This window comes from Coriobacterium glomerans PW2 (genome assembly GCF_000195315.1).
GTDB classification, from domain to species: Bacteria; Actinomycetota; Coriobacteriia; order Coriobacteriales; family Coriobacteriaceae; genus Coriobacterium; species Coriobacterium glomerans.
Genome location: NC_015389.1, coordinates 455468 through 467112, shown reverse-complemented (window position 1 = coordinate 467112; position 11645 = coordinate 455468). Strand labels below are relative to the sequence as shown.

Annotated in this window: 9 protein-coding genes; all 9 read right to left on the bottom strand. The window is 68.1% G+C overall.

The annotated features are described in order from the left end of the window. The 9 genes from CORGL_RS02060 to CORGL_RS09920 all read right to left on the bottom strand — a co-directional run bounded on the left by CORGL_RS02060 (nucleotide 1) and on the right by CORGL_RS09920 (nucleotide 11378). On the bottom strand, nucleotides 1-678 hold the full coding sequence (locus CORGL_RS02060; RefSeq protein ID WP_013708262.1) for an ABC transporter ATP-binding protein: 678 nt from the start codon (nucleotides 676-678) through the stop codon (nucleotides 1-3). A gap of 203 nt (nucleotides 679-881) precedes the next feature. After that, a complete protein-coding gene (locus tag CORGL_RS02055; RefSeq protein WP_013708261.1) occupies nucleotides 882-3815 on the bottom strand; it encodes an ABC transporter permease in 2934 nt (977 codons plus the stop codon). A gap of 42 nt (nucleotides 3816-3857) precedes the next feature. After that, on the bottom strand, nucleotides 3858-4496 hold the full coding sequence (locus CORGL_RS02050; protein ID WP_013708260.1) for a DUF5028 domain-containing protein: 639 nt from the start codon (nucleotides 4494-4496) through the stop codon (nucleotides 3858-3860). Beyond that, a complete protein-coding gene (locus CORGL_RS02045) occupies nucleotides 4493-5143 on the bottom strand; it encodes an ATP-binding cassette domain-containing protein (protein WP_013708259.1) in 651 nt (216 codons plus the stop codon). The genes CORGL_RS02050 and CORGL_RS02045 overlap by 4 nt, the downstream gene beginning before the upstream one ends. Continuing rightward, nucleotides 5143-5982 carry a hypothetical protein gene (locus tag CORGL_RS02040; RefSeq protein WP_013708258.1) on the bottom strand — a complete coding sequence of 280 codons (840 nt, stop codon included), beginning with the start codon at nucleotides 5980-5982 and terminating at the stop codon, nucleotides 5143-5145. The genes CORGL_RS02045 and CORGL_RS02040 overlap by 1 nt, the downstream gene beginning before the upstream one ends. Then, the gene (locus CORGL_RS02035; protein WP_013708257.1) at nucleotides 5979-6854 is read right to left on the bottom strand and encodes a hypothetical protein; all 876 of its coding nucleotides are present in this window, start codon (nucleotides 6852-6854) and stop codon (nucleotides 5979-5981) included. Before CORGL_RS02035 ends, CORGL_RS02040 begins: the two co-directional genes overlap by 4 nt. Continuing rightward, entirely contained in the window at nucleotides 6851-7558 is a 708-nt protein-coding gene (locus CORGL_RS02030; protein WP_013708256.1) for a hypothetical protein, read from the bottom strand. Before CORGL_RS02030 ends, CORGL_RS02035 begins: the two co-directional genes overlap by 4 nt. Nucleotides 7559-7670: 112 nt before the next feature. Next, nucleotides 7671-10319, bottom strand: coding sequence for a helix-turn-helix transcriptional regulator (locus CORGL_RS02025; protein WP_172633514.1), 2649 nt, complete (start codon nucleotides 10317-10319; stop codon nucleotides 7671-7673). 336 nt (nucleotides 10320-10655) lie between these two features. Continuing rightward, nucleotides 10656-11378: a C39 family peptidase gene (locus CORGL_RS09920; protein ID WP_013708254.1), complete on the bottom strand. Its 723-nt coding sequence runs from the start codon at nucleotides 11376-11378 to the stop codon at nucleotides 10656-10658. Nucleotides 11379-11645 lie beyond the last annotated feature (267 nt).

Sequence of the window (11645 nt, the reverse complement as noted above, 5' to 3'; positions counted from 1 at the left end):
TCAGCGCCTCTCGTCGCGGACGATCCGGCCGTCCTCGATGGCGAGGACCCGGTCGGCCATCAAGGCGATGTCCTCGTCGTGGGTGATGACCACGAGCGTCTGCCCGAGATCGCGGTTCGACGCGCGCAGGATCTGCATGATGGCGGCCGAGTTCCTCGAGTCGACGTTGCCGGTCGGCTCGTCGGCCAGCACGATCGCCGGCGCGGCCATGAGGGCGCGGCCGATGGCGACGCGCTGCTGCTGGCCCCCCGAGAGCTGATTGGGCAGGCAGCCCTGCTTGCCGGAGAGCCCCAGAGCCGAGATGAGCTCCTCGAGCCGCGCGGCGTCCGGCTCGCGGCCGTCCATGCGCACCGGCAGCGTCATGTTCTCGACGACGTCGAGCACCGGGATGAGGTTGTAGAACTGGTAGACCAGACCCACCTCCCGGCGGCGGAACACCGCGAGCTGCTCGTCTGAGCGCGCGTAGACGTCGCTGCCCTCGAGGCGCACTGTGCCCGAGCTCGGTCGGTCGACGCCGCCCATGAGGTGCAAAAGGGTGGACTTGCCCGAGCCCGACGAGCCGATGATGGCGACGAAGTCGCCCGCCTCGATCTCGAGGCTGATGTCGTCCAGGGCGCGCACGGCGGTCGCGCCTGAGCCGTAGATCTTGGAGAGGTGCTCGACTGAGAGCAGTGCCATGGGGGTCTCCCTCCCGTCGGCGGGACCGGCCGGGCTGGAGTCGCTCAGCGCGGTCGGTCCCTCTGTATGATGTCCGCCATCTATGGTCGCACGGATTGCTTGCGCGAAGGTGACGAGTGCGTGACAGATCCGTCACGCGCGCGTAAGACCGCGTCGGATGAGCGGCCGAGACGTCAGCCCGGCGCCGGCCGCGGCCAGCGTGCTCACCCGACGCCGCCGCGCACGGCGTCGATCACGCTGGCGGCGCGGGACCGCCCGAGCCCGTATGCGACCGAGATCGCCAGCGCGCCGACGACGGTCGCGGCCGCCGCGGCCAGCCAGCCGGCGGGCAGCTGCAGCTCGATCCCGCTCACCGACAGGGAGAGCGCGCGGTACAGGGCGTAGTTCGCCGCACAGCCCACAGCCAGCCCGCCCGCCAAGCCGCGGACGGCGCAGCTCGCACACTCAAGCGCGATCATGCGGCGAAACTGCCGGCCGCTCATGCCGACCGACCTCAGGACGGCGAACTCGCGCCGGCGCATGGCGATCGAGGTCGACATCGTGTTGAACACGTTCGCGACGGCGACCAGGCCGACGGCGGCGCAAAACGCCGACGCGAACACCCGGATGGCCGTCGAGGCGATCCGCTCCCTGTGAGCGTCATCGGCGTTGTCGTAGATCGACACGACTCTGCCGGGTACGCCGGTGAAGCTCTCGCTGACGATCCGGCGCATCGCGCTGGCCGCCGCCCCGCTGTCGCGCGCGAGAAACGAGAGCTGCGTCTCGAAATCGCTTGCGCCACCCGAGCCGATGAGAAGGGGATCGCCGAGATAGGTCGCGTCGGCGACGTCCCCGCCTCCGGGATAGCTCGCCGCCGCCATCACCCGCAGACTGCCCAGCGGCAGCAGCAGCGTCGGCGTCGTCGAGCGCAGCAGACTTGAGCGGCTCGCCGGCGGCGTCTGCGCGAGCGCGGCGATCTCGACGTCGACCGTGGCGCAGGCGGCCCGCCCCAGCGGCACCAGACGCTGCTCGCCTCCGCTGTCGGACTCGTAGACCGCGCACGGCTCGCCGTCGGCGCCGGCGCGCACCGCTCTGGTGAAGCCCCAGCCGTCGTCGTGGCAGAACCGCGTGAACAGCGTCACGGTCCCGGTGCGCTCGAAGGGCTTCAACCGGGTGTAGTTCTCCGCGTCCCTCGCCGCCAGAATGAGGTTGAATGCGATCGCCCGCAGATGGGAGGGATAAACGAAGTCCGCTTCGGGCAGGCCGAGCTCGCGCACGTAGTCGGCCCACGACGCGTCATCGAGGAACATGACGTCGACCGCCGGGCAGGCCGAGCCGTCGGCGGCCTCGAAGATCTCTTCGCCCTGTTGCCGCTCGATGTGGCGCAGTATGCCGGGGGGAGTCCGGCACACAAGGCTGAGCTGTGTCCCGTACCCGATGGGGGTCACGCCGTCGATCGCGCCGAGCGCCCGGTTCAGCCGCTCGGCGCACGCCAGTCTCGAATCGAGGTCGCCGGGCTGCTCCTTTGTCTGCGTGAGACTCACGACGAGATCCCCGTCGAAGGTCTCAGCGGTGATCGACGCACCCAGGCCCGCGTAGGTCGCGAGCGACCCGCAGGAGATGAGCAGTGCGACCGAGACCGCCAGCGAGACGGCCACGATGCGGGCGGCTCGGCCGGATCGGGTGAGGTTGCGGTGCGCGATCACGCCGGCCACGCCGACAAGCCGGAGGCGCATCCGATCGGCGACCGAGCCCGAGCGCGATGCGACCGTCCGCCGTCGGCCGCGACGAGTTGCCCGACGCGCGGCCCGTCTGCGCTCCGCGCCGCTGAGCCGGACGTCGCGCGTCGAGCGCAGCGCCTCCATGGCCGAGATGCGCGCGGCGCTGCGGGCCGGCCTGAGCGCGCTCGCGGCGATAACGACCAGCGAGATCAGCGCCGCGATCCCGATCGCCCAGGGCGACACCGCGACCGCGAGCCCAGCGCCCTGATCGTCCAGCATCGAGGCGAGATCGGCGCCGACGGTCCGAAAGAGCGCCCACGTCGCACCCAGGCCGACAAGCACCCCGGCGGGCACTGCCGCCGCTGCGAGCAGGGCCGCCTCGACGCGGACCACGCGTCGGATCTGACGGGGCGTCGCTCCCAGCGAGCAGAGCAGCCCCAGCTCCCGGGTGCGCTCGGACACCGAGACGGAGAAGCCGGTCCGCACGAGCGAGACCGAGGCGACCACGACCACCACGGCCAGCACGGCGGCGATCGCGGCGATCGAGGTCATGAGGGGGCCGGGGGCGCCGAGGCCGCGAAGGCTCAGAAGCTCCTCGTGCATCACACCGGCGCCGGCGCCGTGCCGAGCGAACATGCCCGCGTAGGACTCGACGGCGGCGCGCGAGGAGAATCCCGTCGAGGTGGCGTACACGCAGGTTCCGACCGGCTCGTCGATAGCGCCGCAGCCGGTCAGCGCGAGGGAGCCGGCATCTCCGAGCATCCAGTTCGGGCTTGTCCGGTAGAAGCCCACAATCGTAAAGTCCAAGCGCTTCACGTCTGCGAGCCGCTCGACGGGCGCGCCGTCCTCCCCCTCGGGGGCCTGCTCGCTGAAGCCGAGAGCGCGGACGCCGCCGGCGGCCTCGTCGGTGACACGGCGCCCCAGAGGCACGCTCAGCGCGCCGCCGAGCGCGAGCCTCCCGTCCGAGGTGACCTCGCTTTGGGCGTCCCCTGAGAGCCTCTCGCCGGCGAGCTCTGCGGGCAGTGCAATCTCACCTGGGCCCTCCGGCAGCCGACCCTGGTCCATCTCGGGCAACGCGATGAGGCCGGCCGCCTCCTGCGCCCCCGGCACCGACGCGAGCCCCAGGTGCGCTCCCCGTTCGTAGCGGCCGGCCTGCGGCAGCACGGCGGTGCCGTACTCGCGCACGAGCACAACTCGCTCGGTGCGCGGGTCGCTCCTGACGCGCTCGACCTGCTTGGCGTCAAGATCGCGAAACTCGACCTGCCAGGATCCCTGGGTTCGCTCGGCCGCCTGGCACAGGGCCTGATCCAAGGAGAGCGCCGTGGTGAGGATCGCGATGATGAGCGCGCAGGACAAGGCGATGCCGGCTGCGCACACGATCGTGCGCGCCCGGGCGCGCCGCATGGAGCGCAGCGCGTAGGAATCCATGACACCCATCTCAGCGCCCCCCGTCGCCGCCGCGCGGGCGCGCCGCCGCGATCATGAGGCGTCCACGCGCAGGTCGAGAATCTTGCGGACCGGCAGGTTCGACATCACGAGCTCAAACGAGCTCCCCTCGATCGGCGGCCGAAAGGATGCCTCGTCCGATCCGAAATACGGCGGATTCGAGAATCCGACGAACGGCACGACCGTTTTGAGCGTCTTGCCGGGTGGCACGCTGAACATGCTGGGGTCCATCTTGGCGACATGCGCCCACAGGTCCTCGTCGACCGAGTAATCCGTGTTCTTCGATTCCGGGATGACCTCCCAGAGAAACGACATGATGCCGCCGCCCTCGGTCGAGGTGTTGCGCATGGTGAGCGTCACGGCCAGAACGGAGCGCCGCGCGCCGTCCTCGGTCGAGGCGACGCCGTCTTTTCCGTAGCGGCTCAGATACTCATCAGGGGTCACGACCTCGGTCTTCTCGACTCTGAACTCGTAGCCCTTCGTCTGTTCCTCATCGCTTCCGGCGAAGGCGCCGTCGAGTGCGAGCCAGCTGCCCTGCGCGACGTGCTCGACCGGAATCTTGATCGCCTGCTCGTTGACCCACCAGATGCGCCCGGCGATCAGCGCCACGGCGACCGCGCAGGCGAGCATGGCGACGATGCGAAGCGCGCCTCGGCGCGCGGGGGCGCTCACGATCGCACCGCGATCGTCTCGCGGCGCTCGACGGCGCCCTCCGCCAGGTAGATGACCTCGTCGGACATCTCGCGCAGCACGCCTGCGTCATGGCAGGAGACGAGCACGCAGGCGCCGCGTGAGCGCTCCTGCGCGACGATGCGCTTGAGCATCTCGACGCCGGCGACGTCCAGCGCGTTGGTCGGCTCGTCGAGCACCAGCAGGTCGGGCGCCTCCATGATGGCGGCGGCGATGCCCAGCCGCTGCTTCATGCCGAGCGAGTACTTGCGGTAGCGCCGGCGATCCTGAGGGTCGAGCCCCACGCGCGCGATGGCCGCGCGCACCCCCGCCGCGTCGACGGAGCGCCTGATGGAGGCCAGCAGCTCGAGGTTGGCCGTCCCGGAGCGGTTGTCGAGAAACGCCGGCCCCTCGATGAGCAGCCCCACCGAGGGCGGGAACGCGATGTCGCGCCAGAGCCGTTTGCCGTCCACGGCGACCTCTCCCGCACTCGGGCGGATCAGGCCGCACGCCATGCGCATGAGCATCGTCTTGCCCGAGCCGTTCACGCCCGACAGGCCGACCACGCGGCCCGGAGCCGCGCTCAGGCTGACATCGCGGACGACCTCGACCCCCTTGATGGTCTTCGATACGCAACTCATCTCCAGCATCAGACATTCATCTCCTTATCGAGCACATCGAAGCGCCTGAACAACAAACCCCCCGCGAGGGCCCCGGCAAAGAGCAGAGCGCATCCGACGAGCGCGCCGGCATCGGAACCGAGCCCGGAACTGACCATGCCGCCCCAGCGATCGGCCATGAGGAAGCTGCCCACGAGCAGCGGGCTCGTGAGAAACGCCGAGGCGAGCAGCAGCGCCACTGCGGCGGCGAACGCGAAGGTGGGGCGCAACACGAGCGAGGCCGCCAGCTGGGCTATGCCGAGCGCCGCACTCATCAGCAGGGCGACCAGCAGAAACGGGGTCCCATCGACCGCATCGGCGAAGATGTGATCGGCGCTGACCTCGCAGACGAGCAGCATCGAGCGGTGGATCTCGAGCGTGAGCGGGCCTCCGCAGATGAGCGTCGCCACCGCAGCGGCCGCGGCGACAGCCACCCAGCACAGGCACACCACGGTGATCACCCACAGGCACATGGCGACCCACCATGAGATCCTTCCGCCGCCGGCCACGAGCGCCGCGCGACCCGCGCCCATGAGATCGCGGTACGGAAAGAGCAGGGTCGCGTAGGCGAGCAGCAGGCATATCAGCAGCCAGCCCACGGGGGGCTTGAACTGAGAGCCCTGGGTGACCTCATAGGACTGCGCGCCTGAAAAGCAGCTCGCGATGAAGTCCCCCCACGAGAAAGCCGCGGCGCGCTGCTCGTAGAACGACGCCATGAGCGCCGCGTTCGCCATGATGAGGCCGGCCAAGACCAGCACGGCGGCAAGCGACGCGAGAACCATCCGCCGGGACACACGCAGGTCGAACCAGTACAGACGGATGATGCTCATAGCAGGTCCCGTCTGGTCTCGGCCGCAAGCAGCCCCGCCGCAACCGCCGCCATGGCCACCAAGCACGCGGAGAACCAAAGCGGATCGAGCGGGGCGTTCGACGCATCCTTCAGCGCGGCGATGATGTTGATCTCCGGACCGATCGTATGGAACCATCCGAACACCCAGGAGTTCGCGTACCGGGAGGCCAGCACGACCAGGTAGGGGACGACCATGATGGCGACGCGGTTCGCGACCCGCAGCGAGATCGCGTAGACGAGCGTCGCCCACACGCCGCACACCAGCGCGTCGATGAGGCTGCGGCAGACGACGAACAGCATCGGGGCACGGTAGAACAGCCCCGAGAGCAGGTTGTTGTCGAACAGCCCGACGTATTGATTGTCGAGATAGGTGGGAACATAGCCAGGCAGCAGGCAGGACAGCACGATGAAGTTGACCGCCAGCGGTATCAGCGCCACCAGCGCGGCCGAGACGAACACCGCGGCACCCTTCGCCGCGAGATAGGATCGCCGATCGGCGCGGGTGCACACCTGGATAAGGTAGCCGGCATGCAGCTCGGAGGCGTAGGACCAGGCGAAGGGCACGAGCGCGAGCAGCGGGAGCAGGTAGACGTAGATGAGGCCGGACAGCGCATCGCTCGCGTTGACGAGCACCCAGTTGCCGTAGCTGCCCCTGCTCGTGAGAAACAGCGCGTTCGGAGAGTCCAGACCGATGCCGTAGCCGAATTCCAGCTTTGCGGCATCCCATATGGCGATCTTCGCCGCGCACTCGATCGCGGCGGCAGCGCCCAAGATGACCCCGATGGAGACGGCGACGATGAACCAGCGGTTGCGCAGCGCCTTGTCGAGCTCCATGACGATGAGCGATCTCATGCGCGCTCCTTCGTCCGATGATCGGTTATGTTCAATGTGAAGCTGTACTTTCCATAGGCGTCGGGGCTGATGGCCGCTGTGAGCCGTATATCTTTGAGCTGGATCGAGCGAGATCCTTCAAGCGCGAAACCGACCGTGTAGGTCTGCTCGGCGCCGGGTGCGAGCTTGAAGTCCCAACGCTCCTGTTCGGAGGCTCCTTCCATCGTTCCATCGAAATACGCCACCTCGCCTGCAGGCATGAGGTTCAAAAACGATATGTTGAAGCATTTCTGCTTTGTCCGTGACGATTCGTCTTGCGGGACGGCATTTTTGTTCTTGATATGCACCTTGCACACGAGAAACGGATGCTGTTTGTCGCTGCGAAACGAATCGCCGGCATGGCTGGCTGCAAGCCCACTCGCCTTGAAGCTGTCGTAGATCTCCGCATTTTCCACGGCCACCTCCAGCGTTCCCGTCCAGACGAACCCGAGCCCGGCGGCATATGGTTCCTTCGAGCTCGGGAGCACGCAGGATTCATCTTTGGCAGCATCCAGCTCGGCGGTCTGCCCAGGATCGTATACGGTGTTGAACGCCTGCTTCTCGCGCTCAGTCTTCTGGTCCTGAAGATGGCGATAGCCGAGCCAGCCGGCTGCGACTATCGCGATGACAACCGCAGTCGCGATGATGAACTTGATGAACCGCGCCTCTCTGCGCGCCAATGCCATGGATGCTCCCCTCCGTTGGTTGTACCGATGCGTTTCAGCACGCATCGCACCATGGCACAGAAGATGCCCTGCTGTCTGTAAACAACGCTTATGAACTTGATAGATTGAGCGTTTACGCGGTGATGAGCTGGGAGACCAGCGAATGCAGCCCCAGCCGGTCGTGGACGCCGAGCAGACGGTAGCCGGCGCTTCTCGCCGTGTTGACGGTTCCGAGCGAGACATGCAGCCGATCGCAGATCTCGGCGGCCTGACGCCCGCAGGCGATCTCGGCCAAGACGAGCGCCTGCGTGTCGTTCGCCCCGCGGGAGACGAAGCACGCCCGAAGTCGGTGCCGAAGCTCCGCCTCATCAAGCTTGCTGGAAGCGACCAGCGCCGCGGCGCGCTCCGAGCCGACGATGCTGCGACACAGCCCCAGGGCCGCGAGCCCCGCGCCGAGGAAGAACACCGAGAAGGCAAGCGTGACCAGCGCCATCGCGCTCAGCTGCTCCGGGGCGAGCGGCGCGCCGTTGAAGATGTCCGGCGTGATGCGGCTGACGCGATTCATGATCAGATAGCTCCCGAGCACCCCGCCGGCAGCCGACAGCGCCATCCATGCCGGCGCGCGCGGATCCGAAGCGCTCTGCAGCCGCGCCCGTCCGATGATGACGCAGAGCGATCCGGCCGTGGCAAGCAGGATGAGAACGTCGCGCAGCCAGCCGTACCCGAAAAGCAGCGCATACACGCCTGTGAACAGAGCGAACGCGAGCAGCGTCGGGCACAGCTCCCTGAAGTCCCTGGAGTCGGCGTCCTGCATCCGAAGCCAGAGAGCGCCGCCGAACAGCAGCGCCGTGAAGGGAAGAACGGACAGGGCTCCCGAATACATGGCCAGCGAGCGCCAGAGCTCCTCCCAGGCCACCCCTGCGGCGAAGGTGATCAGACATGACGCGGCCGCCGCGAATGAGAACGCTGCGGACGCGACATCGGCCCGGCCCTCTTCGGCACCGCCCGCCCGCATCGCCATCGACGTCGCTGCCAGCAGGATCGCTGCGAGTGCGATCGTCCCGAGATAGACTAGGTCGTCGGAGGTGAGATGGAGGGCGAGCAGCGAGAGCGGCACCGCGGCCGCGGCCGAGCGCGCAGATGCGGCGCGCTGCGTGGAAGCGTCGGTGCGGCAGCGGCACCACGAGAGCAGCGCGATGGTGCACAGCAGATAGGATGCGAATTCGAACGCCGACCAGGTGCTCGGTTTGAGCGAAGACGAATACCAGCGCATGAGGCTCGCCGCGCCGGCAGCCGTGCACGCAAGCGTGACAACTGCGCCGATCAGTATTGAGCGCATCGGCTGCGGCATGCGCTTCAATGAACGGTGGAGCACACCGCCCTCGGGCGCCGAGGCACCTGAGCGAACGCACCAGCGCCGATGCAGCTGCCGGAGACCGAACAGCGTCCCGCCCGTCGCGCAGCCCAGCACCGTCATTCTCCCGAACCCCCAGAGGGCATATCGCTGCGAGAGCGGCGTGAACAGCAGCAACAGCAGCACGCAACCGCTCAGCTGACGTATCGCGAGCACCAACGACGCGACCCGGCCGTCGGCGGTCGCGGCGGGTCGCGCCTGAGCTGAGGGTGACGCCGGCGCCGGCCCGCGCGCCGGGGCGCCCTCGGCGGCTGCCGGCGCGGACGGGAACGCGGCGCAGAGCGCCCGCAGATCCTTCGCTCCGTGCACGTCGAGCTTTCGATAGACGCGATGCAGCGTCGCGCGGACGCTCGACGCCTTGATGCCGAGACGGACGCCGACCTGCTCGGAGTTCTGTCCGGCGGCGGTGAACGCGGCGACCTCGGATTCGCGAAGCGCCAGCCCTCGCTCGGATAGCATGCGCCGGATGCGGGCGATCCGCGCATCCCCCTCGTCTTGGACGCCATCATCCGGCGGCGTCTCGACCGGGGGCCGACGTGCAGCGCGATGCATCAGCGCATACAAGCCGAGCAACATGGCGAACATGGTTGCCGCCGCTCCCATCGCGATGCCGGCGGGCACGGCATGCAGGTGGAGCACCGAGCGGAGCAGCAGGGAGCCCAGCAGCGATCCCGCAGCGTGCGCGCCGAGCGCAATGCAGAAGACGTCCGATGCCGCAGCACCGATCACGCGCACGCAGACAAGGCGAATATCCATGAGCAGCAGCGCCGCGGCACACAACTCGACCGCGATCAAACCGAGCAGCGCCGCGAAGTCAGACGGCACCAAAAGGTCGGCGGAAAGCGTCCATGCGATGCGCATCATAGCGCCGATGAGCGCGAACGCATACGGCACAGCCCGCAGCGGCGCAGCTCGGCCGCGGTGACCCTCATCGCCCGAGATCGCCGAGCCGCACTCTGGCGCAACGAGATCCGCAGCGCAAGCAAGCAGCACCGTGCACGCGCACAGCGCGCTTGCCGCCGCGCTCGCCCACGGCAGTATGCCGCTCAGCCCGTTCGCGATTGCAATAGACGGTTCGGCGAGCCACATCTGCCCCGTCGCGCCAGCGAGGATCGCGACGATCGACACGCTCTCAATACCGGCGACGAGCAGACAGGCTGCCCTGCACAGCGCGCAGCGCAGCTTCCGATCTCGTAGCGGAGCCAAGACAGAGCGCGGCGCGGCTGCATCATGGAGCAGGGCCACAGCCGCCGCGATGCCTGCAAGCGAACCCGCCGCGACGAAGCGAGTCAGAACGTCGAGACGGGGGGCACCCAACGCGAGGCCGATCTGAATCGGGGCACCCAAAAGCAGGATGAGCCACACCATCTGCGGAGAGCACCGTATGCGCCGTGAGAGCGACGGTTCCGGCCCATTCACCGCCGCGGCCGCGTCAGCCATCACGTCGCCTGAGAAAGGTTTGGAACTCCGAGGCCCGGGCGTTGAGAATGGCGCGCCCTACGTGTTGATATGATCTGTCCGTCTGCATGCGAACCACTCTCTGGCGGTGCCATCTTTCGACCGGAGCGCGACGCGCCCGCGAGCGGACGCGCCCGGACGGCGTCTCGCGTCCGGCCCTATGGCCTTTGCGGGCACATGGTATCACAAGCGCGCGACGCCCCCCCGTCGGGCGCCTGCGGAAGGAGAAGGGCTGCGGGTCGCATCCTACCAGATCGCGACGGCGCGGCTGCCGAGCGCCTCGAACGTCGGGGTGAAGTCGTCGATATCGTAATCGATGGGCTCGGAGGCATCGAGCGGATTGCACATCGTCAGGGTGCGGCGCCCTTCGTCGTAGCCTGCCACGACCATGCAGTGCAGGTTGACATACGGGTAATACGCACTGCCGCTCGACGATATGGTCCAGGATACCGAGCTGTGAGTCGGAGGCGTCGAAGCATCCAGCGTCGTCCAGACCATGACGGGCACGCCCTCGTCGATCCGACGCTCTATATCATCGAGGCTGCAGCCGCTCATGTCGTGCGCACTCAGATCCGAACCCTGATCGCGCAGATAGGCGTTGGCAGCTTGGGTTATGGGCTTGGTGAAGCAGTAGTAGGCGTCTCGCTTGCTGCGCGGATCCCCGGCGTAGGCGTCCTCTGGGTCGGGGCCGTAGCGGGTAGTGCCCTTCACCGTGATGGGAACACGGCGCAGGTAGGTTTCGGCGAGCTTTGTGTTGTCCACATTGAATCCTCGGTCGCGCAGGCAGACGGCCAGCGAGGTGATCTCGCAGCCATTGGGGAGCTCGGGCAGCTGCGACATCGGCTCTACGGCGATCGAGCCGCTTCGCGTGATTCCGAGCAGATCGGTCACGCCCCCGAAGGCGTGAGCCGGCAAGGCGAAGCGGAGGATGATGAATGCCAGCGCGCACAGCAGGACTGCGACCAGCAACGGCTTCCTGCTGCGCGTCGCGCGCGCTCGATCTTCCCCCCGGCGAGAAGATGGCGCGGGCGAGCGCCCTTGCGGGCGGGACGATCCATATGATAGGGCGGCGCGCGATCTCGCTGTGCCACCGGACCGCGTCGAGCGGCCTCTCCCAGCAGACCGGGAAGAGAGTCCGCCCTCCCGGTGTCTCCTGTGCGCATCGCGGTCGCGCGAGCCGCCGCGACGGCCCGTGCGATCCGCCTCCGCCCGGCTGCGCTCATAGCGCTCCGAAAT